Source organism: Streptomyces sp. NPDC008139 (genome assembly GCF_042957025.1).
Lineage (GTDB): Bacteria > Actinomycetota > Actinomycetes > Streptomycetales > Streptomycetaceae > Actinacidiphila.
This window is the reverse complement of record NZ_JBIBHM010000002.1, coordinates 20,558-43,375: the sequence shown is the minus strand read 5'-3', so window position 1 is coordinate 43,375 and position 22,818 is coordinate 20,558. Positions and strand designations below refer to the sequence as shown.

Annotated in this window: 18 protein-coding genes; 12 read left to right on the top strand and 6 right to left on the bottom strand. The window is 70.8% G+C overall.

All coding sequences use genetic code 11. The annotated features are described in order from the left end of the window. The first annotated feature begins 341 nt into the window (after positions 1-341). Positions 342-3,488 (top strand): GH92 family glycosyl hydrolase, encoded by a 3,147-nt coding sequence (locus tag ACFZBB_RS04085; protein WP_391117614.1) that lies wholly within the window; start codon positions 342-344, stop codon positions 3,486-3,488. Between the two features lie 84 nt (positions 3,489-3,572). On the opposite strand, the gene glgC is transcribed toward ACFZBB_RS04085, so the two are convergent. The 3 genes from glgC to ACFZBB_RS04070 all read right to left on the bottom strand — a co-directional run bounded on the left by glgC (position 3,573) and on the right by ACFZBB_RS04070 (position 6,776). Beyond that, positions 3,573-4,790 carry a glucose-1-phosphate adenylyltransferase gene (gene glgC, locus ACFZBB_RS04080; protein ID WP_391117612.1) on the bottom strand — a complete coding sequence of 406 codons (1,218 nt, stop codon included), beginning with the start codon at positions 4,788-4,790 and terminating at the stop codon, positions 3,573-3,575. A 101-nt stretch (positions 4,791-4,891) separates the two neighbouring features. After that, a complete protein-coding gene (glgA, locus tag ACFZBB_RS04075) occupies positions 4,892-6,067 on the bottom strand; it encodes a glycogen synthase (protein WP_391117610.1) in 1,176 nt (391 codons plus the stop codon). Positions 6,068-6,362: 295 nt separating this feature from the next. Next, on the bottom strand, positions 6,363-6,776 hold the full coding sequence (locus ACFZBB_RS04070; RefSeq protein WP_391117608.1) for a nitroreductase/quinone reductase family protein: 414 nt from the start codon (positions 6,774-6,776) through the stop codon (positions 6,363-6,365). A 465-nt stretch (positions 6,777-7,241) separates the two neighbouring features. On the opposite strand from ACFZBB_RS04070, the gene ACFZBB_RS04065 reads away from it, so the two are divergent. Continuing rightward, the gene (locus ACFZBB_RS04065; RefSeq protein ID WP_391052393.1) at positions 7,242-7,814 is read left to right on the top strand and encodes a GNAT family N-acetyltransferase; all 573 of its coding nucleotides are present in this window, start codon (positions 7,242-7,244) and stop codon (positions 7,812-7,814) included. Between the two features lie 590 nt (positions 7,815-8,404). Here ACFZBB_RS04065 and ACFZBB_RS04060 read toward each other — a convergent pair. Then, positions 8,405-8,569: a hypothetical protein gene (locus ACFZBB_RS04060; RefSeq protein ID WP_391117606.1), complete on the bottom strand. Its 165-nt coding sequence runs from the start codon at positions 8,567-8,569 to the stop codon at positions 8,405-8,407. A 162-nt stretch (positions 8,570-8,731) separates the two neighbouring features. Between ACFZBB_RS04060 and ACFZBB_RS04055 the strand changes: the two genes are divergently transcribed. From ACFZBB_RS04055 to ACFZBB_RS04045, 3 genes are all read left to right on the top strand, one after another. Beyond that, entirely contained in the window at positions 8,732-9,310 is a 579-nt protein-coding gene (locus tag ACFZBB_RS04055; protein ID WP_391117604.1) for a TetR family transcriptional regulator, read from the top strand. A 184-nt stretch (positions 9,311-9,494) separates the two neighbouring features. Continuing rightward, positions 9,495-10,397, top strand: coding sequence for a SigB/SigF/SigG family RNA polymerase sigma factor (locus tag ACFZBB_RS04050; protein WP_391117602.1), 903 nt, complete (start codon positions 9,495-9,497; stop codon positions 10,395-10,397). Between the two features lie 194 nt (positions 10,398-10,591). Beyond that, positions 10,592-10,873 (top strand): hypothetical protein, encoded by a 282-nt coding sequence (locus tag ACFZBB_RS04045; RefSeq protein ID WP_391117600.1) that lies wholly within the window; start codon positions 10,592-10,594, stop codon positions 10,871-10,873. Here the strand turns inward: ACFZBB_RS04045 and ACFZBB_RS04040 are convergent. Together ACFZBB_RS04040 and ACFZBB_RS04035 are read right to left on the bottom strand one after the other, a co-directional pair. Beyond that, entirely contained in the window at positions 10,822-11,262 is a 441-nt protein-coding gene (locus ACFZBB_RS04040; protein ID WP_391117598.1) for a hypothetical protein, read from the bottom strand. The two genes, ACFZBB_RS04045 and ACFZBB_RS04040, sit on opposite strands and share 52 nt — an antisense overlap. 114 nt (positions 11,263-11,376) lie before the next feature. Continuing rightward, on the bottom strand, positions 11,377-12,852 hold the full coding sequence (locus ACFZBB_RS04035) for an MFS transporter (protein ID WP_391117595.1): 1,476 nt from the start codon (positions 12,850-12,852) through the stop codon (positions 11,377-11,379). A gap of 537 nt (positions 12,853-13,389) precedes the next feature. Between ACFZBB_RS04035 and ACFZBB_RS04030 the strand changes: the two genes are divergently transcribed. The 7 genes from ACFZBB_RS04030 to ACFZBB_RS04000 all read left to right on the top strand — a co-directional run bounded on the left by ACFZBB_RS04030 (position 13,390) and on the right by ACFZBB_RS04000 (position 22,499). Then, on the top strand, positions 13,390-14,124 hold the full coding sequence (locus ACFZBB_RS04030; protein WP_391117593.1) for a DUF1275 family protein: 735 nt from the start codon (positions 13,390-13,392) through the stop codon (positions 14,122-14,124). Between the two features lie 154 nt (positions 14,125-14,278). Further along, positions 14,279-14,608: a YciI family protein gene (locus ACFZBB_RS04025; protein ID WP_391117591.1), complete on the top strand. Its 330-nt coding sequence runs from the start codon at positions 14,279-14,281 to the stop codon at positions 14,606-14,608. Between the two features lie 42 nt (positions 14,609-14,650). Further along, positions 14,651-16,048: a sigma-70 family RNA polymerase sigma factor gene (locus ACFZBB_RS04020; protein WP_391117589.1), complete on the top strand. Its 1,398-nt coding sequence runs from the start codon at positions 14,651-14,653 to the stop codon at positions 16,046-16,048. A 241-nt stretch (positions 16,049-16,289) separates the two neighbouring features. After that, positions 16,290-17,543: a glycoside hydrolase family 3 N-terminal domain-containing protein gene (locus ACFZBB_RS04015; RefSeq protein WP_391117587.1), complete on the top strand. Its 1,254-nt coding sequence runs from the start codon at positions 16,290-16,292 to the stop codon at positions 17,541-17,543. Between the two features lie 194 nt (positions 17,544-17,737). Continuing rightward, complete coding sequence (locus ACFZBB_RS04010) at positions 17,738-19,033, top strand: imelysin family protein (RefSeq protein WP_391117585.1); 1,296 nt, start codon at positions 17,738-17,740, stop codon at positions 19,031-19,033. Beyond that, on the top strand, positions 19,030-20,307 hold the full coding sequence (efeB, locus tag ACFZBB_RS04005; RefSeq protein WP_391117583.1) for an iron uptake transporter deferrochelatase/peroxidase subunit: 1,278 nt from the start codon (positions 19,030-19,032) through the stop codon (positions 20,305-20,307). The genes ACFZBB_RS04010 and efeB overlap by 4 nt, the downstream gene beginning before the upstream one ends. A gap of 182 nt (positions 20,308-20,489) precedes the next feature. Beyond that, positions 20,490-22,499, top strand: coding sequence for an alkaline phosphatase family protein (locus ACFZBB_RS04000; protein WP_391117581.1), 2,010 nt, complete (start codon positions 20,490-20,492; stop codon positions 22,497-22,499). Positions 22,500-22,818: the final 319 nt, after the last annotated feature.

The window sequence follows — 22,818 nt, the reverse complement described above, 5'->3', positions numbered from 1 at the left end:
GTACGGGCTTGTGTCGATGATGTCAGGCCACGGCGCGGACAACCATCGTCCGTGGTGGAGCGCTTGGTAACGTTCGCAAAATGTCAGACCCTCGCGCGTCCGATCTGACGCACCGTCATGCCACGTCGGTGCGGCCCTCGTCAGCGGGTCCGCACGGGCCTCGTACGGCCGGAAACACCCGATGTCCCGGCCTGGTCCGCACCCTTGACATCCAGTCAGGTACACCTCAACAATTCGGTTCTGCTTGGTAACGTTCACATGCACTTCGCGCAGCCCCCCGTGCCCCGAGGCGGCCCGCAAGGACGACGGCGCGCCGCCTCCGCGAGAAGGTGGTCTCCTCCGTGCCCCCCACTCCGTTCCGCATCAGAACCGTCGGCGCCGCGAGCGCCCTGTTACTGGCCGCCTTCGGCATCGGCGGCCTGGCCGCGGCCCCCGCGCACGCCGCGACGCTGCCGCTGACGCAGTACGCCGACCCGTTCGTCGGCACCGACGACAGCTCGGCCCCCAACCCCGTGCCGGGCGGCGCGGGCGGCAGTACGTATCCGGGCGCGGTGGTGCCCTTCGGCGGTGTGCAGTTCAGCCCCGACACCCCGACGGCCTCGCCCTCCGGCTACCGCTACTCCGACACCTCGATCGAGGACTTCAGCCTCACGCACTTCGACGGCGCGGGCTGCCCGAACAACGAGGACCTGCCACTGATGCCGGTCACCGGCGCGGTCAGCACCTCACCGGGCACCAACTGGACGAGTTACGCGTCCGGTTACACCAAGGCGAACGAGTCGGCTGCTCCCGGCTACTACAAGAACCGGCTGGACAAGTACGCGACCGATGTCGAGCTGACGGCCACCACCCGTACCGGCATGGGCAAGCTGACCTACCCCTCGTCCACGTCGTCCCGGCTGCTGATCAACACCAGCCGCAGCGCGACGGGCAACCGCAGCGGCACGGTGAACGTCAACGGCTCCGAAGTCACCGGCAGCGTCACCGCGGGCGGCTTCTGCGGCTCCACGAAGACGTTCCAGATCTACTTCGACATCCGCTTCGACCGCGCCCCGACCGGGCACGGCACGTGGTCGGGCGGCACGGTCACCGACGGCTCGTCCAGCGCGAGCGGCACCAACACCGGCGCGTACGTCACCTTCGACACGACCGGCAACGCGGCCGTGCAGTTCAAGGTCGGGCTGAGCTACGTGAGCGTGGCGAACGCGCAGGCCAACGTGGTGGCGGAGAACAACGGCTGGGACTTCGGCGCGGTGCGCACGGCCGCCGACACCTCGTGGAACCAGATCCTCAACCGGGCCCAGGTCACCGGCGGCGCGACCGCCGACCTGAAGAAGTTCTACACCTCGCTCTACCACGTCTTCCAGAGCCCCAACGTCTCCAGTGACGTCAACGGCGACTACCGGGGCTTCGACGGCGCGGTGCACAATTCGACCCGGCCGGTCTACCAGAACTACTCGGGCTGGGACATCTACCGGTCCTGGGCGGCGCTGGTCGCGCTGATCGCGCCGACCGAGGCGAGCGACATCGCCAAGTCGATGGTCCTGGACGGGCAGCAGGGCGGTCTGCTGCCGAAGTGGTCGCAGCAGACCAACGAGGACTTCGTGATGACGGGCGATCCGGGTCCGATCATCGTCAGCAGTCTCTACGCCTTCGGGGCCAGGGACTTCGACACCGCGAGCGCGCTGTCGCTGATGGAGAAGGCGTCCAACGGCGGCACGATGCAGGGCTCGCCGATCCGCGGCAACCAGGGCACGTACACCAATCTGCACTATCTGCCCGGCGCGCCCTCGGACTCCCTCGAATACTCCGCGTCGGACTTCGCGGTCGCGCAGTTCGCCAAGGCGCTGGGGAACACGTCCAGTTACTCCACGCACATGACGCGCGCGCAGTGGTGGCGCAACACGTACAGCACCGAGTCCGGCTACACGCAGCCGCGCAACTCCGACGGGACCTGGGCGTGGCCGCTGAATCCGGCGAGCCAGAACAACTTCACCGAGGGCAACGCGTCGCAGTACACCTGGATGGTGCCGTACGACTTCTCCGACCTGATCAACGACATGGGCGGCCGGCAGACCGCGGTGCAGCGCCTCGACCACCACTTCACACAGGTCAACGCGGGCCAGAGCCTGCCGTACTACTACATCGGCAACGAGCCGGAGCACGGTGTGCCGTGGGCGTACAACTACGCGCGTGACCCCGCGGGCGCCTCGGACGCGGTGCGCAAGGTGATGACCGAGTCGTACACCACGGGCCCCGGCGGCCTGCCGGGCAACGACGACCTGGGCGCGACCTCGGCCTGGTACGTGTGGGCCGCGCTCGGGGTGTATCCGGCGACGCCCGGCGCGGACACGCTGGCGATCCACGGCCCGCAGTTCCCGTCCGTGCTGCTCCAGCGGCCCGGCGGCAACATCACCATCAACTCCTCGGGCATCGGCGGCTATGTGCAGGGCGTCAGCGTCAACGGGACGGCCACCAGCCACAATTACCTGCGCTACCCCGACGTGGCGGGCGGCGGGACGCTGAACTTCACCATGGGCGGTACGCCGAGCGCGAGTTGGGGAACCGGCGCGGGTGACGTCCCGCCGTCCTTCACCGACGGAGCGACCCCGGTGCCGGCCGCGCCCGAGCTGGGCACGGACCTGGCCAAGGGCAAGCCGGTGACGGCCTCGGCGCCGTGCGCGACCGCGGAGTCCGGCGACAAGGCTGTGGACGGCACGCTGAAGGACAACAGCAAGTGGTGCTCCACGGTGGCCAATCCGTCGATCCAGGTGGACCTCGGCTCGGTGCAGACCGTTTCGTCGTTCGTGCTCAAGCACGCCGGTCTCGGCGGGGAGAACACCGGCTGGAACACGGCCGCGTTCACCATCCAGACCAGTACCGACGGCGCCAACTGGACCACCGCCGCCACCGTCACGGGCTCGCGCTCCAGCCGTACCTACCACCCGGTCTCGGCGCGCCAGGCCCGCTATGTGAAGGTCGCCATCTCCTCGCCGGTCAACGACGCGGGCGGCTCGACCGTGGCGGCCAGGCTCTACGAACTGGAGGTGTACGGCGGCGGCCAGGCCGATCTCGCGCTCGGCCGCACCGCGACCGGCTCCGACGCGTGCGGCACCACCGAGACGCCCGACAAGGCGGTCAACGGCAGTTACACGGGCGGCAACAGCGACAAGTGGTGCTCAAAGGTATCGGGCACCAAGACCCTCCAGGTCGACCTCGGCGCCTCGCACGCGCTGTCCTCGCTGACCGTCCGGCACGCAGGGGCGGGCGGTGAGGACCCGAGCTGGAACACCAAGGACTTCGACCTCGCCGTCTCTGCCGACGGCAGCACCTGGACCACCGTCGCCCAGGTCCGCGGCAACACCGCGGACTCCACGACCAACGCGGTGAGCGCCACAGCCCGTTATGTGCGGCTCAGCGTGATCACGCCGACCCAGAACACCGATCCGGCGGCGCGGATCTACGAGTTGGAGGTGTACGGCAGCTAGCGCGGCGCTCCCCGGCCGCACGCGGAACGGCGGCCACCCCTCACACCGAGGGGTGGCCGCCGTTCCGCGTACGGGCGGTGCGTGTCAGAGCACCAACTGGGCCTTGCCCAGCGCGATCACCCCCGCCGCAGAGACCGTGTACAACTCGCGGTCGCGGTCCGGGTTGACCCCGATGGTGGCGCCCGGCGGCACGTCGACGTTCTTGTCGAGCACCGCGCCCCTGACGATGGCGCCGCGCCCGACCCGTACGTTGTCGTGCAGCACCGAGCCCTGGACGACGGCGCCGGTGTCGACGACCACACCGGGCGACAGCACCGAGCGGGTGACCTGCCCGCGGATCTCACAGCCGGGGCTCACCACCGACTCGCCCACGATGCCGCCCGCGGCGATCTTGGCGGGCGGGAGCTGCCCGGAGTGGGTGTAGATGGGCCAGCGCCGGTTGTGCAGGCTGAAGGCGGGCTGGTCGGAGATGAGGTCCATGTGCGCGTCGTAGTACGCGTCCAGCGTGCCGACGTCGCGCCAGTAACCGTGGTCGCGGGCGGTCTCGCCCGGCACGTGGTTGTCGTCGAAGTCGTAGACCTGGGCGACGCCCTGGTCGGTGAGCCGGGGCAGGATGCTGCCGCCCATGTCGTGCACGGACTGCGGGTCCTCCGCGTCCTCGTGCAGGGCGTCGATCAGGGTCTTCGTGCTGAACAGGTAGTTGCCCATCGAGGCGAAGACATGCTGGGGGTCGCCGGGCAGCCCCGGCGGGTCGAGGGGTTTCTCCAGGAAGCGTTCCACTTGTATGCCGTCGGCGGCGGGCGAGATCACGCCAAAGCCCGCCGCGTCGGCTCTGGGCACCTTGATTCCCGCGACGGTGACGCCCGCGCCGTGCTCGATGTGCTGCGCCAGCATCTGCCGGGGGTCCATCCGGTACACGTGGTCGGCGCCGAACACCGCGATGTAGTCCGGCTGTTCGTCGTGCACGAGATTGAGGGACTGAAGGATCGCGTCCGCGCTGCCGAGGTACCAGCGCGGGCCGAGCCGCTGCTGTGCCGGTACCGGCGTCACGTAGTTGCCCAGCAGGCTGGACATCCGCCAGGTGGTGGTCACATGGCGGTCGAGCGAGTGGGACTTGTACTGCGTCAGCACGCAGATCCGCAGGATGTCCGCGTTCACCAGGTTCGACAGGACGAAATCGACCAGGCGGTACGTGCCGCCGAAGGTCACCGCTGGTTTGGCCCGGTCGGCGGTCAGCGGCATCAGCCGCTTTCCCGCGCCACCGGCCAGCACTATGCCCAGTACCGAAGGTCCTCCACGCATCGAGACCCCCCCTTGTCGTCTCTGCCGCTCATATCTGCTCCTCGTGCCGTTCTCGTGCCTGATCCCGGTCCCGTGTTCCGGCGTTCACCGGCTCACTCCGCCTACCGGCCCTGCGCCAGCACCGACGCGTACAGCTCCGCCGTACGCCGTGCCACGGTGTCCCAGCCGAATTCGCGCACCGCGCGGTCCCGGCCCGCCGCCCCCATCCGCTCCGCCTCGGCGCGGTCGCCGATCACCCGGTTGAGCGCCTGCGCGAGTCCCGCCTCGAACGCGGCGGGTTCCTCCTCGCGGTAGGGCACGAGCAGCCCGGTGACGCCGTCCTCGACGACCTCGGGGATGCCGCCGACCGCGGAGGCGACCACGGGTGTGCCGCAGCCCATCGCTTCCAGATTCACGATGCCCAGCGGCTCGTACACCGAAGGACACGCGAACACCGCCGCGTGGGTGAGGAGTTGGACCACGGCGGGGCGTGGCAGCATCGCCGGGATCCAGTGCACGCCGTCGCGTACCGCGTTCAGCTCGTCGAAGAGCGCGCGGAATTCGCGGTCGAGCGCGGGGGTGTCGGGCGCTCCCGCGCACAGCACGAGCTGCGCGGACGGGTCGAGTTCGCGGGCGGCCCGCAGAAGGTGGGGCACGCCCTTCTGCCGGGTGATCCGGCCGACGAAGAGCACGTAGGGGCGCTGCGGATCGATGCCGATCCGGCTCAGCACGTCGGTGCGCGGGTCGGGGCGGTAGGTGGCGGTGTCGATCCCGTTGCGGATGACGTGCACCCGGTCGGGGTCGAGCGCCGGATAGCAGCCCAGGATGTCGCCGCGCATGCCGTCGGAGACCGCGACCACCGCGTCGGCCGACTCCATCGCCGTGCGCTCGGCCCAGCTCGACAGGGCGTAGCCGCCGCCGAGTTGCTCCGCCTTCCAGGGCCGCAGCGGCTCCAGCGAGTGGGCGGTGAGCACGTGCGGTATGCCGTAGAGCAGCTTGCTCAGATGGCCCGCGAGGTTGGCGTACCAGGTGTGCGAGTGGACGAGGTCGCGGCCCTGAAGACCGGCGGCCATGGCCAGGTCGACGGAGAAGGTGCGCAGCGCGTCGTTGGCGCCGTCGAGCGTGGCCGGGGCGTGGTGCCGGGTCACCCCCGTGTCGGGGCTGTCCGCCCCGTCGCCCCAGCAGTGCACGGCGACATCCACCAACGAGCGCAGTTCACGGGCCAGGAACTCCACGTGGACCCCGGCTCCGCCGTATACATCCGGCGGATATTCCCGGGTCAACAGACCCACCTTCACCGAGACCTCCTGCCGTCGACAACCGTGTGCCCCTGTTGCCTTCCCCAGTTGGACGCGGCCTACCGCGCGGGAGCGTGACGTAATTCCGCAGCCCGCGCGGTCCGACGGCAGGTCGCACCCGCCGCGCGGTCCTAGGGTCTGTCCGGCGGATCACGAACGGCCCCTTCGACCCCTGGCACGCACGCCCGCCGCGTTGCCGGAATACCCGAATAGCTCCGCTATGAGGCCATCCCGGCGCCTTGCGCTCGCACGCGCCAGGCGCCGCCTGGACCGCCCATGATCCGCCGGACAGGCCCTAGCGGCGGCTGAGCGCCATCACCGGGATGACCCGGCTGGTCTTCTTCTGGTAGTCGGCGAAGCCGGGGAAGCGGGACGCCTGCTCGGCGTACTTCTCGTCGCGCTCGGCGCCCTTGAGCTCCTCGGCGTGCACGGGGATGGTCTCGTCGCCGATCTCGATGTCGATGTCGGGGTGCGCGAGGAGGTTGAGGTACCAGGCGGGGTGGGTGTCGGCGCCGCCCTTCGAGGCGAACACCAGATAGCGGTCCCCGTCGGCCATGTACATCAGCGGGTTGACGCGCTCGATGCCGGTACGGGCGCCGCGGGTGTGCAGCAGCACCATCGGCGCGCCCTCGAAGGGGCCGCCGACCTTCCCGTGGTTGGCCCGGAACTCGGCCGTGATCCGGGCATTGAAGTCGTCGCCGTCGCTCATTCACCGCTCCTGACAGATGTGGTCAATACGGGTCCCACCGGTCACCTTAGCCAAGCGGCCGGCCCGTTCTCCGTATCCGCGAACGCGAGCCCCTGGCCCGGCATTCCCCCGAACGGGCGTGCGTTGCGCGGGCCTCGCACGGCGGTGCGGCCGTTCTGCGGGAAATCGTCCGGATCGCACTGAACCACACGTCACACCGGTCACCCGCACCGCGTGCGACGCAGGGGCACGCGCGGGCGGGCGTGCGCGGAACAGGTGCATCGTTTTCCCGCCAGATCCGGCGAGTCGCCCGCCCGACGTCCGCCGGGGCCGGCCGGACCGCCCGCGCGCCGGGGGCGCAAGCACACGGCCCACCGGGCGATGGCCAATACGGCGGATCTGCCCAGGTGACGCGGAAAGTGGAATGACGCTTTACGGACGGCTGTCCGGAGCCGGACAGGGCACACGGAGGAGAGACCGCGCGTGATGACCAACAGCCGCTCCGCCGCACCCGTTCCGCTGCGCAGCGGGGCACGGTTGGCGCTGGCACTGGCGAGGGAAGAGATGATGCAGGACTACCACCGGTGGGAGACCGATCCGGCGACCGTCGTCGGATTCGGGGCCCGCTGGCCGGTGTCCTGGGAAGTCTTCCAGGCTCGTTTCCACAGTGGCCACACCTCCACCCACTACCAACTCTTCGAAGTGATCACCACGGACAGTGGCATTCCGGTCGGGACCACCGCGCTGAGCGTCGACCAGTCGGCCAACAGCGCCGAGTACACCCTTGTCATCGCCCCGGAGCACCGCGGCCTGGGCTACGCCGCCGAGGCCACCGCACTCACCCTCGACTGGGCTTTCACCATCGCGTCGCTGAGCGCGGTGTGGCTGGAGGTACTCGCTCCGCACACCGCCGCGGTGCACGCCTACCTCAAGGCCGGTTTCCGTGACGCCGGGCGGCTGCGCAGCGCCGCGCTGTGGCAGGGCAGGCGCGTCGACAAACTCCTGCTGGACTGCGTCCCCGGCGACCTGCCGGGGACCGAGCCGGACGAGAGGAGGTGATCCACGATGTCATGCTCCGACGTGAACTGCCGTAAAGGCGGGTGCACCACCGACCCCGACCGCACCGGCCGCGAAGGCGGTCAGAAGCGCGGGTGAGCGGCCATCGGCCGGGCGCCGCGGTACGGACGTACCGCGGCGCCACCGTACTTATATACGGAGGTCTCCGTGCGTTGCCGGAGATGTCCCCGCCGATGCCACCGTAGATGTCCCCGCCCATGTCACCGCCACCGCCCATGTCACTGCCGCGCTGTCCGGCAGTCAGGGTCGCCACGGACACCTCCCACAGCCGCCGCGCCGCCTCCCGGTCGAGGGCGTGGGCCGCGACGCCGTCGGGGGCACCGGGCCGGTTCTCCGCCGCCTCGTCGCAGTCCTCGAAGTACCGGCCGCCGACGACGTCGAGCAGCGGAGAGGCCGCGACCAGCACCGAGGTCGCCGTGCCCTGCTCCGGGGTCTTCGACCGGGAGGTCGGGGCCGCGCTCGGCGCGCAGCCGGTTAGCTCCTCGTCGGACACATGGCGCTGGAGCTTGGTCCTGATCCCGCCCGGCATCAGCGCGTTGACGGTGATGCCTCCGCCTCCCGTACGGCCAGCGTCACCTCGGCCCGGCGGCGGCCAGGGCGCGGGCGGTCTCGACGCCGATGCCGGACGCACCACCGGTCACGACGGCGCGACGGCCGGTCAGATCGATGCCCGCCAGCACGTCGGCGGCGGTGGACTCCCTGGTGAAGGGGGTGGCGATGAGGGGGTTTGACGTCATGATCCGTGCGTCTCCTCGGTAGCGCGGAGGGCATGGCACTGCCGGTACGATAAAAACCGGAGGAACCTCCGCTCAGATCCACCGTAAGTGGAGGAACCTCCGCTTGCATGTTCGCCGGGCCGCCGTGCCCCGACGATCCGCGTCCCACCGAGGAGAGACATCGTGCCGGGCACCTCACCCCGCCCCCTGCGCGCCGACGCGCAGCGCAATCGCGACCGGCTGCTGGCCGCCGCCGTGCGCGCGTTCGCCCACGACGGGCCCGAGGTGACGCTCGAGGCCATCGCCAAGGACGCGGGGGTCGGCATCGGCACGCTCTACCGGAACTTCCCGACCCGCGAGGCGCTGGTCGAGGCCGCGTACCGCAATGAGCTGAACCGGCTGTGCGACGCCGCGCCCCGGCTGCTCACCGCCTCTCCCCCCGACGTGGCGGCGCGCGCCTGGATGGACCACTTCATCGACTACATGACGACCAAGCGCGGCATGGCCGACGCGCTGCGCGCCGTGATCGCGTCCGGCGGCGACCCCTTCGCGCACAGCCGTGAGGCGCTGCTCGGCGCGGTCGGCACCCTGCTGCGGGCGGGCGCGGAGGCCGGGACGCTGCGCACGGACGCCGACCGCGACGACGTACTCGTCGGGCTCTGCGGGGTGGCGCTGTCGGCGGCAGGTCCGGAGCGCAGGGCGCAGGCGGGACGTCTGCTGGACCTGCTCATGGACGGATTGCGCTACCGTGCGGGGCAGTAGTCGCGGCGCGCGGCCGGAGACGGGACGCGCGACGGGACCCGGCAGGACACGGACATGGACGCGAAACAGGCCGCCGCTCGGACCCGTTCGGGGCCCGGAAAAACTGCTCGAAAAAAAGTTGGCATAGGACGTTCGACAGCGGGCAAGCGGCTTGTGGACAGTCTTACCGAGGCGAGGCGATGACGTGACCACACAGGTTCAGCAGTCGGACAGCGCGTACGAAACGGCGACGCTTGAGGCATCACCGCGATCCGAGGGCGGCTTGATTGGTGAACTTCCGTGGATCGACGACGCCACGGCGGTAGCCCCCAAGGACGCGCGGGCGCTGTCGAAGCTCTTCTTCGACCGGCTCCAGGCCGTCGAGGAGGGCACCCGTGAATACCAGTACGCCCGCAACACGCTGATCGAGATGAACCTCTCGTTGGTGCACTTCGCCGCCGGGCGCTACCGCAACCGGCCGGCCACCGACATGGAGGAGATCGTCCAGGTCGGCACGATCGGCCTGATCAAGGCCATCGACCGCTTCGACCTGTCGCGGGAGAACGAGTTCACCACCTTCGCCATCCCGTACATCGTGGGCGAGATGAAGCGGTTCTTCCGCGACACCTCCTGGGCCGTGCACGTGCCGCGCCGCCTCCAGGAGCTGCGCGTCGAGCTGAGCAAGTCCAAGGAAGCGCTCGCGCTGGTGCTGGACCGCGACCCGACGGTGGCCGAGCTGGCCGCGCACCTCGACCTGACCGAGGAAGAGGTCATCGAGGGCCTGGTCGCCGCCAACGGCTACACCGCGGGCTCGCTGGACACGCCGTACAACGACGGTGAGAGCGGCGGTGACGGCGAGGGCCGCACGCTGGCCGACACCTTCGGCGAGTGCGACTACGCGATGGACCTCATCGAGAACTTCCAGAGCCTGGCCCCGCTGATCGCCAAGCTCCCCGAGCGCGACCGGCAGATCCTCCAGATGCGCTTCGGCGAGGAGATGACGCAGGCGCAGATCGGCGAGGAGCTGGGCTACTCGCAGATGCACGTGTCGCGGCTGCTGAGCCGCACCATCGCCGGCCTGCGCGCGGGCCTGATGACGCAGAAGTAGGCAGCGAGCACGACGAACGGCTGAGGGGCCTCCCGGACCGGGAGGCCCCTCAGCCGTTCGCGCCTGCCCGTACCGCTCCCCCGTCGTTTGCGCGACACGTGAAGTGCGTGACGGACAGTGAACGGGGAATGCGAGGGGTAGTTGACGATTGTGGATGAGGGATCCGGATGACGGATGACGAAGGGGTGCGGTCCATGACCATTGCCAGTGACAGCCAGTCGGTGTCGGACGAACTGCGCGACCGGGCGGGCGCGTTCGTGAACAGCCATGTCGACATGTGGGTGACGGTGGAGGACGACGGGGTGCTGATCCTCGCCGGTGGCGACGCCGCGGAGCTCTTCCAGGCCGCCACGGACTGGCTGCGCGAGGGGCCCGCCTATACGGTCGCCTCGGTCGGCTGGGCACGCCAGGAGGCGGAGCCCGCTTACGCGTTGCGGCTGGTCCTTCGGCAGCCGGTGGGCGGCGAGGCCGTGTGACCGGTGCCCGTCCGCGGCCCCGTGGCCAGAAGGCCGGGGGTCGCGGACGGGCCGGTGTGCGTCGCGAAGGCGTTTCGGGACCACGAGACGTCCGCGCGGTCGACGGCGATGTTGTTCCCGGTGCTGTGCGCGTTGCGCCCGCCGGTGTTGGTGATGGTCATCAGGGTGTGGCTGCCGGACGGGAGGGCGGGGCTGGTCCATACGGTGCCCGAGGCGTTGCGGGCGGCCGCGTAGTTGTCGACGGTGACGGGTGAACCGCCGTCGACCGAGAGCGACATGATGCCCTGGTCGGTGTCGCGGACGGCGTGCAGGGCGACGGTGCTCCCGTGGAAGCGGAAGGTCGCCGAGGCGCCCGCGGTGAACGTCCAGTTGGCGGTCTGCTGGTACACGTCGGTGATGCCGTTGACGACGCCCCAGTTGGCGCCGTACTGGGAGTAGTTGGCGTCACCGGGGTTGGTGGCGGTGCCGTCCAGAGCGAGGGCCAGGCCCCGCGGAGCCCGCCGTTACGCGGAGGCGGACGCCGGTTCGGCGGACGACAGCGGGGTGGCGATGTCCTCGAGCGAGCGGCCCTCGGCCTTGACCGCGAGCACCGCCGCGACCAGGCCCGCCGCGCACATCAGGGACGCGCCGATCACGAAGGCCAGCACGGTGTCGTCCACGACACCGGACTTGGTGAGGTCGGCGAAGACCAGCGGTCCGCTGATGCCGCCGGCGGCCGTACCGATCGCGTAGAAGAAGGCGATGGCCATCGCGCGGGTCTCCATCGGGAAGACCTCCGAGACGGTCAGATACGCGCTGCTGGCACCGGCGGAGGCGAAGAACAGCACGACGCACCAGCACGCGGTCATCGTTGTGGCGTCCAGCGAGCCGCGGTGGAAGAGCCACGCCGTGCCGAACAGCAGGATGCCGGAGAGCAGATACGTCGAGGAGATCATGATCCGGCGGCCGACGGTGTCGAAGAGCTTGCCGAGCAGCAGCGGGCCGAGGAAGTTGCCCGCCGCGATGACCGCGAAGTAGTAGCCGGTCTTGCCGGTCGAGACGCCGAAGAAGGTGGTGAGGATGGAGCCGAACCCGAAGGTGATGGCGTTGTAGAGGAACGCCTGGCCGATGAAGAGCGACAGGCCGAGCACCGCGCGCTTGGGGTACTTGTGGAACACGGTCTTGGCGATCAGCCCGAACCCGATGCTCTTGCGCTGGTGGATGGTGATCGAGTTCTTGGCGCGCGGCAGCCGTTCGCCCTTCTCCTCCTCGATCTCCCGCTCGACCGTGCCGACCAGTTGGTCCGCCTCGTCGCCGTAGCCGTGGATGAACTGCCAGCGCGGGCTCTCCGGCACGTGCCGCCGTACCACCAGGATCACCAGACCGAGGACGACGCCGAGGGCGAAGGTGAGCCGCCAGCCGACGTTCTTGGGGAAGATGTCGGTGTTCAGCGCGACGATCGACAGCAGCGAGCCGCCGATGGCGCCGAGCCAGTAACTGCCGTTGATGATCAGGTCGACCCGGCCGCGGAATCGGGACGGGATCAGTTCGTCGATGGCCGAGTTGATCGCCGCGTACTCGCCGCCGATGCCGAAGCCGGTCAGGAAGCGGAAGGTGAAGAACCACCAGGGCTGGAAGGATAGCGCGGTCATCGCGGTCGCGGTGAGGTAGACCGCGAGCGTGACCATGAAGAGCTTCTTGCGGCCGAAGCGGTCGGTCAGCCAGCCGAAGAAGAGGGCGCCCGCGCAGGAGCCCGCCACGTAGAGCGCGGCGGCGATGCCCGTGATCTGGGCGGATGTGATCGACAGCCCGCTGCCCTGTTCGGAGATCCGCCCGGCGATGTTGCCGACAGTGGTCACCTCGAGGCCATCGAGGATCCACACGGTGCCCAGGCCGATCACGATCATCCAGTGCCAGCGCGACCACGGCAGCCGGTCGAGGCGCGCGGGGACGTCGGTGGTGATCGTGCCGCCGGACGCGGCTTCCGGCGCTGACGCCATGGGTCCCTCCTTCATGAGCCGTACCGACGGCTCGACGTGAGCCGGTCCGACAGCCCGGTCCGAGCCGGGCCGACGGCCCGACCCTTGCGCGGCTGCCCCCTTGACGTGCCGTCATGCCCCGCCGCTGCTCGCGCGCTCCAGGATCGGCACGTCGCGGGCCAGTCTCACACCGGCGCGGGCCCGTACGGCGCCGACAGCCCGCGTGTCCCCCGTATGCCACGCGCGGCACGGCTGACGTGCCCGTTCGGGCGCGGGAGCGGGTGCCGGTACGTCTGTCGGCGGTCCGTTTTTCGGTCCGGGCGCGGCCCGATCTTCGTACCGGCGCGGCCTGACTTTCGGACCGGCGCGGACCGACTTTCCTACGGGCGCGGCACGGCATTCGTCCGCGCGCGGCCCGATCTTCGTACCGGGGCGGCACGGCATTCGTACGGGCAACGGCTCGCTTACGGCGGAAGAGCCCGCGCGGCGGGGGGTCTGACGGGCGCCGGGGCGGGACCATGAGTCGCCCAGGGAACGCATGATCGGAGGACGGCCGCCGTGAACTCCACGCTCCGCGAGGCCCGCGACACGCTCGTACCCGACTTCGGCGGGCGGCACGGGCCGCTGCCGCCGCTGCTGCTCGGGCTCACCGTCGTGACCGGGCTGGTCGACGCCTTCAGCTATCTGGCGCTGGGCCGGGTCTTCGTCGCGAACATGACGGGCAACGTCGTCTTCATGGCCTTCTCGCTCGCCGGTTCCAGCGGCTTCTCACTGACCGCCTCCGTCCTGTCGCTGCTCTCCTTCGCCCTGGGCGCGCTGGCCGCGGGGCGGCTGGCCAACCGCGTCGTGCGGCACCGGGCGCGGCTGCTGCTCACGGTGACGGCCGGACAGGCGCTGCTCGTCCTGGCCTGTTACGCGGTCGGCGAGCTGGTCGACCTGCCGGCCGCCGGGTGGAGCCGCTGGTGCCTGGTCGTGCTCCTCGGCTTCGCGATGGGCGGGCAGAACGCGGTGGTACGGCGGCTGGCCGTGCCGGACCTGACGACCACGGTGCTGACCCTGACCATCACCGGCGTGGCCTCGGACAGCCGCCTGGCAGGCGGCGCGACGAGCAAGGCGGGGCGCAGGCTGCTCTCGGCGGCGGCGATGTTCCTCGGGGCCCTGGCCGGTGCCGCGCTGATCGGGCACGGGCACCGGGCGCTGCCGCTGCTCATCGCCGGTGCGGCGCTGGTCGCGGTGGCGGTGGCGCTCTTCCCGCACCGGCGCTCGACGCTCGGCTGGACGGCGGCGGCGTGACGCGGACGCGGACGCGGCTCGTGCCGAAGTTCTTTCCGGCCGGTGTAGTTTCCGGCGGATCCCGATCGTCGTAGGGGTGGACGCACGGGAGGAAGAGGCCCGTGGCCGCCGGAGGCATCGCAACCTCCGGAGTGACCGGAGAAGGAGAAGGACCATGAAGTATCTGCTGCTCATCTGCGACGACGGATCGCTGGCCGACGCGCCCGAGGAGGAGATGGACGCGATGCCGTGGGTCGCGGAGACGACCCGCAACGGCACCCGGCTGCTGGGCAGCCGCATCCGTCCGGCGCAGGACGCGACCACCGTACGGTTCAAGGACGGCGCGCCGTTGATCACGGACGGGCCCTTCGCCGAGACGAAGGAGCAGATCTGCGGCTTCGACATCATCGACTGCGCCGATCTGGACGAGGCGATCGCGATCGCCGCGAAGCATCCGGTGGCGCGGTACGGGATGGTCGAGGTGCGGCCGTTCTGGACGGAGTGACGCGAACCGCGGGCTGACGAGGTGGCGGGGCGGAGTGAGGCGATGACGGGTCGGGACGCGGAGTCCGGGGCGGTGACCGGGCCGCACGGGGAGTCCGGCCGCGGACAGGCGCGTCCCCCGTCGGGGCCGCGCCGCCCCGACCCGGTCAAGGACGCCGTCGCCGCGGCCTGGTCCGAGGAGTGGGGCCGGGTCGTGGCGGCGGTGATCGGCATGACCGGCGACTGGGACCTCGCGGAGGAGTGCGCGCAGGACGCCTTCGCGCGGGCACTGGAGCGCTGGCCGGTCGACGGTGTGCCGCGCAGGCCCGGCGCCTGGCTGACCACCACCGCCCGCAACCGCGCCCTGGACCGGCTGCGCAGGGCGGCGAACGAGAAACGCAAGCTGCGGGAGGCGGCCGTGCTGACCCCGATGGACGACGCCCTCCCGCCGCCCGGGAACGACGACGATCCCGTACCGGACGACCGGCTGCGGCTGATCTTCACCTGCTGCCACCCCGCGCTGCCGCTGCCGTCCCGCGTCGCGCTGACCCTGCGCACCCTGACCGGGCTGAGCACGGCGGAGATCGCGCGGGCCTTCCTGGTGCCCGAGGGCACGATGGGGCAGCGGCTCACCCGCGCCAAGAGCAAGATCCGGCACGCGGGCATCCCCTTCCGGGTGCCGCCGCGCGACCTGCTCCCGGAGCGGACCTCCGCCGTACTCGCCGTGCTGTACCTGCTGTTCAACGCCGGTTACGCGCCCGGCGCCGACACGGCGGACAGCGCCGACCAGCGGCGCGTCACGGCCGAGGCGATCCGGCTGGCCCGGCTGCTGGCCGCGCTGCTGCCGTACGAGCCGGAGGCGCGCGGCCTGCTCGCGCTGATGCTGCTGCACGACGCGCGCGCCGCCGCCCGTACCGACGCGGCCGGTGACCTGGTGCCGCTCGACGAGCAGGACCGTACGGCCTGGGACCGGGACGAGATCGCCGAGGGGCTCGCCGTCGTGGAGGACGCCCTGCTCGCCCGCCGCCCGGGGCCGTACCAGGTCCAGGCGGCCATCGCCGCCTGTCACGCGAGCGCCGCCGAGGCCGCCGCCACCGACTGGCCGCAGATCGCGCTCCTTTACGGCGAACTGGCGCGCATGACGCCGAGCCCCGTGGTCGAGCTCAACCGCGCGGTCGCCGTCGCCATGGCCCGCGGGCCCGCCGCGGGCCTCGCGCTGGTCGACGCCCTCACCGCGAGCGGCCGACTCGCCGACTACCGCCTGCTCCCCGCCACCCGCGCCGACCTGCTGCGCCGCCTCGGCCGCTTCCCCGCCGCCGCCGACGCCTACCGCGAGGCCATCGCCCTCTCCCCCACTCCGCCGGAACGCCGTTTCCTCCGCCGCCGCCTGGCCGAGGTCGAATCCGGCACCGGAACGTCCGGCACGACGCCTCCCACCGCCCCGGACCCGGCCGACGGCTGACGGCCGCTCCGACGCCTCCCCCTTGTAAGGACCTTGCAGGTCGCGCCACACCCATCGCGGGGGTTTCTCCACGTCACATGAGACAACTGGCGCCTCAGGGGGAAGGGGATGAGTGCATACGTTCCGTTTCCGTGTGATCGAAAAGGTGTGAGGTCTTCCCGTGCGTCTGCCGACTGCTCCTGGTGCCGCCAGCCGAACGTCCCGCTCGCGACGGCGTGGGGTGGGGCTCGCGGTAGGGCTGATGGTCACTGTCGCGGCCTGTTCCAACGGGGGCGGGAGCGGTGACACGTCGGCCACGTCCGTGGCGCCCGGTACGACGTCGGCGTCGCCCAGCGCGGCCCCGACGACCACGGCCACCTCGGCCCGCCCGTCGGCGTCACCGACGCCCAGCACGACGCACGCCACTCCCGTGCCGCCGCCCGCGGCGAGCACGACCAAGGCGCAGGCGAGTTGCGTGGACCGGACGGCGGGCGCGATGTCGACCGCCCAGCGCGTCGGGCAGCTCTTCATGTCCGCCGTGACGTCCACCGGGATGACCGGCTCCGAGGCGTCGGCGATCACGCAGGGCAAGGTGGGCGGGGTCATCCTGATGGGCCACACCTCGGCGGGCACGCAGGCGGTCAAGGGGGTCACCGACCGGGTGCGGACGCTCGCCACCTCCGTCAAGGGCTCGAATCTGCGGCTGCTGGTCTCCACCGACCAGGAGGGCGGCGAGGTCCAGGTGCTCAACGGCCCCGGCTTCTCCAGCATGCCGAACGCGGTCACGCAGGGTCAGTGGTCCGCGTCGCGGCTCCGGCAGGAGGCGGCGACGTGGGCGGGCCAGCTCAAGGCGGCCGGGGTGAACATGAACCTGGCCCCGGTCGCGGACACGGTCCCGGCGGATCTGGTGGGCGTCAACGCGCCGATCGGCGAGCTGCACCGGGAGTACGGAAACGATCCTGCGACGGTCGCCACGCACAGCGACGCGTTTCTGCTCGGTATGCGGCAGTCCGGGGTCGTTCCCACGGCCAAGCACTTTCCCGGCCTCGGCCGGGTCCGCGGCAACACGGACCTGACGGCGGGCGTCACGGACACGGTGACCACCCGTAACGACTCCTACCTCCAGCCGTTCCGCAGCGCCATCCAGGCGGGCACGCCGTTCATCATGGTCTCGTCGGCGACCTACACGAAGATCGACGCCAACAACCAGGCGGTCTTCTCGCGGATCGTCCTGCACGACCTGCTGCGCACCCAGCTCGGCTTCAAGGGCGCGGTCATCTCCGACGACATCGGCGCGGCCGTCGCCGTCAGCGACCGCACCCCCGCCCAGCGCGCGCTGGACTTCTTCGCCGCGGGCGGCAACATGCTGCTGACGGTCCGGCCGAGCGACATCGCGCCGATGACCGCCGCCGTCATCGACCGGCTCCCGAAGGACGCGACGCTGCGCGCCGCGGTCGACGACAGCCTGCACCGCATCCTGACCGCCAAGGTCAACGCGGGCCTGCTGAGCTGCTAAGGCGCTTACGGCACTAGGCGTGACGGTGCTGCTGACGGGTGACGGTGCTGCGGGCGCGATACGGCACTTCCCCGGCCGGGACCCGGCCGAAAACCCCGGTAGGGGCACCCTTATGTGACTCAAGGGTGAACTGCCGGGGAATTGTGGATTCCTGACCTTGGCGCAGGTGGGTGCGCGGTCGTGAGGTGCTTAGCATGAACGGCGCCCCGTTCCACTGCACCGACATCTGGAGGTCCGGTGTGTCCGCCGAACCAGACGGCATAGCTCCGCCGCCACCGAACCGACTCCGCCGCGTGCCGATGTGGCAGGTGGCCGCGGCCGGGCTCGCCGTCGCGGGAGCGATCACCGCGGCGGTGCTGACCGTCGGCGGCGGTGGCGGTCACACCGACAAGCACGCCGCTCCCGCCACCGCGTCGGACGGTCTGCGGCACACGGCGGTGGACGCGTCCACGGGCGGCTGCGGCCGGGGCTGGACCACGCCGAAGCCGGGCACGCAGGTCTTCGACCTGCGCAACACCGGGGCGAGCGCCACCGAGGTCTATCTGACCGACCCGCGCAGCGGGAAGGTCTACGGCGAGGTGGAGGGCCTGGCGCCGGGCATCACCCGGCCGATGATCGTGGACCTGGGCAGCGGCTCGTACGCGTTCAAGTGCCTCCAGGAGGACACCGACGCGGTCACCGGGCCGACCGTCGTCGTACCGGGCGCGGCCCCGCAGGGTCCGGCCGCGGTGCCGGTCACCCAGCACGATCTGATCCCGCCGACGCTGGCGTATCAGCAGTGGGTCGGCGACCGGATCGACGACCTCGCCCGCGGCGTCGGCGCCCTCACGTCGGACATCGACGGCGGCGATCTGGCAGCGGCCCGCCGCGACTGGCTGAGCGCACACGTGGTCTACGAGCGGATGGGCGCCGCGTACGGCACCTTCGGCGACGCGGACGGCGCGATCAACGGCACGGCCTCGCTCACGCCTGGCTCGGTCGCCTCCGCGGACTTCACCGGCTTCCACCGGATCGAGTACGGGCTGTGGCACGGCGCCTCCGCCGACTCGCTGCGCGGCCCGGCCGCCGCGCTGGTCAAGGATGTGGCGACGCTGCGCGACGGGTGGTCGCAGGAGCGGATGGACCCGGCCGACCTGGGACTGCGCGCGCACGAGATCGTGGAGAACGCCGAGCAGTTCGAGCTGACCGGTCGTACGGACTACGGCAGCGGTACGAATCTGGCCACGGCCCGCGCGAATCTCGACGGCACGAAGGAACTGCTCGACCGGCTGCACGCCCTGCTCGCCCCGCGCGACCCGCGGACCGCCGAGCTCGACGCGTCACTGAAGCGCGCGGAGCGCGACCTGGACGCCGCGCACCACGGTGAGACGTGGACGCCGCTCGGCAAGCTGACACACGATCAGCGCCAGCGGATCAACGCCGACTTCGGCGATCTGCTCGAACAACTCGCCCCGGTGGCGACGATCTTCGATGTACGGAGGACGGCATGACGGACACGCACGAGCCCTTGGCGGGCGCGGGCGACCTGCGGCGGCGCGGCTTTCTGCGCGGCGCGGCGCTCGGTGTGGGCGCCGTCGGCGCGGTGGCCGGTGGCGCCGTCGCGCTCACGGGCGCGACCGCTTCCGCCGCCAGCCCGGCCTCGGCCTCGGCGGCACGCGCGAAGGCCGACTTCCACGGCCCGCACCAGGCGGGCGTCACGCAGCCGGTGCAGCAGTCCTCGCTCTTCCTGTCCTTCGACGTCACCGCCGCCGACCGGCGTGGACTGACCGAGCTGCTGCACACCGTCACCGACCGGGCGCGGTTCCTGACCGGCGGCGGCACGCCCGCGGCGCTCGGCATCACGGACTCGCCGTCGGACAGCGGCACGCTGGGCCCGAAGGTGCCGGGCGACGGTCTGACCGTCACCGTCGGGGTGGGCGCGTCGCTCTTCGACGAGCGGTTCGGACTCAAGGACCGCAAGCCGCTGCGGCTGAGCACGATGCCCGCGTTCGAGGACGACGACCTCCAACCCGACTGGTGCCACGGCGACCTGAGCCTCCAGCTCTCCGCGCCGCACCCGGACACGGCGCTGCACGCGCTGCGCGACATCGCCCGGCACACCCGCGGCGCGATGCAGGTGCGCTGGCGGCTGGACGGTTTCACCAGCCCGCCGCGGCCCAGCGGCACACCGCGCAACCACATGGGCTTCAAGGACGGCACCTCCAATCCGGACATCAGCGATCCGGCCACCGCGAACGAGCTGCTCTGGGTGCGGGGCGCCGCGGGCGGCGGCGAGCCCGCCTGGACGACCGGAGGCACGTACCAGGTGGTGCGGACGATCCGGATGCTGGTGGAGTTCTGGGACCGGGTCTCGATCACCGAGCAGGAGCGGATGCTCGGCCGCAGCCGGGACACCGGCGCGCCGCTGGACGGGACCGGGGAATTCGACACACCGCGATTCGCTCAGGATCCGACCGGTGATGTGATCCCGTTGGACAGCCATATCCGGGTCGCCAATCCGCGCACCGCGCGCACCGACAACTCCCGTATTCTGCGCCGTGGTTACAACTACGACCGGGGTATGGACAGCAATGGCAACCTCGACATGGGGCTGATCTTCGTCTGTTATCAGCAGGACATCGAGCGGCAGTTCGCGACGGTGCAAAAGCGCCTCGCGGGTGAGCCGCTGGTGGACTACATCACCCCGTTCGGCGGCGGCTATTTCTTCGTCCTGCCGGGGGTGCGCGACCGGTCCGACTGGCTCGGCAGCGGGCTGCTCGCCTGAAACCGCAGCTCAGAGTGTAAAAGTGGGGTCAAGGCTTCCTAAGATTTTACTGACCCGCTGTTCACCCGGCCTCCACCGCTGTGCCTTTGTCATGTCGCGGACCGCCATGACGATCGCGTTCGACACCGTGCACGAATGACAGCGGCACGCGCGACGCGGCACTTAGCGGAGGCTGAGAAAGTATGAGCACCACAAGCGGTTCTGGCAGGAGCAGAGGGGCGGGCCCGCGCGTACGGGCCGCCCGGTGGGGGGCGTTCGCCGGAGCTGCGGCGCTCGTGCTGATGGGCGGGACGGCGGCCCCGGCCCTGGCCGACTCCCCGTCGCACAACGGCGGTGGCGGCACCGAGACGCCGATCAAGCACCTGGTGGTGATCTTCCAGGAGAACGTCTCCTTCGACCACTACTTCGGCAGCTACCCGGCGGCTGCGAACACCGACGGCACGACGTTCACGGCGGCCGGGAACACGCCGAAGAACATCGACACCCTCGCGCACGCCGGTCTGCTCAAGACCAACCCGAACCAGTACGCGCCCAAGCGGCTCTCCCCCGACCAGGCCGTGACCTGCGACCAGAACCACAACTACGGCGCCGAGCAGTACGCGGCCAACGGCGGCAAGGCCGACGCGTACGTCCAGAACACCGAGACCAGCAAGTGTTCTGGCGGCCTGTTCGGCGAGCCCGGTCTGGTGATGGACTACTACGACGGCAACACCGTCACGGGTCTGTGGAACTACGCGCAGCACTACTCGCTGGGCGACAACTCGTACAGCTCCACGTACGGTCCGTCCACGCCGGGCGCACTCAACCTGATCTCCGGTCAGACGCACGGTGTCGTCTCGGTCGACCCGGCCTCGGGCACCGAGCACCCGAAGCAGACGGCGACGCCGGACGCGTACACGGTGGTCTCCCCCGACGCCAAGGGCGTCGGCACGGTCATCAACGACCCCGACCCGGCGTTCGACGACTGCTCGGACAACAGCCACACCGGCACCAACGCGCTGGCGGTCATGCGCGGCAAGAACGTCGGTGACCTGCTGAACGCCAAGAAGGTCACCTGGGGCTGGTTCCAGGGCGGCTTCCGTCCCTCCACCGCGTGGGACGGCAAGAGCGGCGACTACGCGAGCTGCGCCAACTCCACGCATGCCAACATCGCCGGCGCGTCCTCGGTCGACTACAGCCCGCACCACTCGCCGTTCCAGTACTACGCGTCGACGTCGAACCCGCACCACCTCGCGCCGAAGAACACCGCCGAGATCGGGCACAACGGCCAGGCGAACCACAACTACGACCTGACCGACTTCGACTCCGCGCTCAAGGCGGGCAGCCTGCCCGCCGTCAGCTTCCTCAAGGCCGCCGAGTACCAGGACGGCCACGCCGCCTACTCCGACCCGACCGACGAGCAGAACTTCCTCGTCAAGGAGATCAACGCGGTCCAGGCGTCGTCCTCCTGGAAGGACACCGCGGTCGTCGTCGCGTACGACGACTCCGACGGCTGGTACGACCACGCGTACGCCAAGCCGCAGAACGGCTCGAAGGACAGCACGGTCGGCTCCAACGGCAAGGCCGTCGACAGCCCGGCGTGCCAGGCGGGTCCCGCGTCGGCCGGTGGCTACGCGGACCGCTGCGGCCCCGGCACCCGGCAGCCGCTGCTGGTCATCTCCCCGTACAGCAAGGTGAATTCGGTCGACCACACCCGCACCGAGCAGGCGTCGATCACCAAGTTCATCGAGGACAACTGGAAGACCGGCCGGGTCGGTGACGCGTCCTTCGACAGCCGCGCCAACTCGCTGACCGGCGCGTTCGACTTCAAGCACCCGAACAACAAGCAGGTGCTGCTGAACGCCGACGGCTCCGTGAAGTCGGTCAAGGACATCGACACCCACGGCGGGGGCGGCCACGGCACCTCCGGCGGCTCCTCCTCGGGAGGCGCGAACTCCGGCGGGGCGAACTCGGGCGGCGCGAACTCCGGCGGGGCGAACTCGGGCGGCGCGAACTCCGGCGGCTCCAACGGCGGTTCGCACTCGGGCGGCTCGTCCGGCGGTCACAACGACGCCTCCACGCAGACCCTCGCGGAGACCGGCGGCACCTCCCCGGTCCTGCCGCTGGGCATCACCGCGGGCGTCCTGCTCGTCGGCGGCGGGGCGCTCTACTACGCCCGCCGCGGCCGTCGCCGGTCGACCACCGCGGTCTGACCCGACGCACTGACCCAGGGCCGTTCCCGTTTGCGCCTCGCGCGCGCCGGGAACGGCCCTTTTCGCCATCCGCCGCACATACCACCGCAGTCCACTGCGGCTTCATGCTCTGAAGGTAGACGGAAGCGTTTCCGGCTCGGACCGGGGTGCGGGCGAGGTGCGACGGCGCGTCAAGCGGCCTGCCGCGCGGAGACGTCCTGACATACCCGCTGGTCACCGCAGTGTGTTCAACTTGTGTCACCAGCTACGACGGCTTTGCCCGAATTTCTGGAGCTTCCCCATTCGGGCGGACGCACTCTGTGCACAACTCTTGACATGG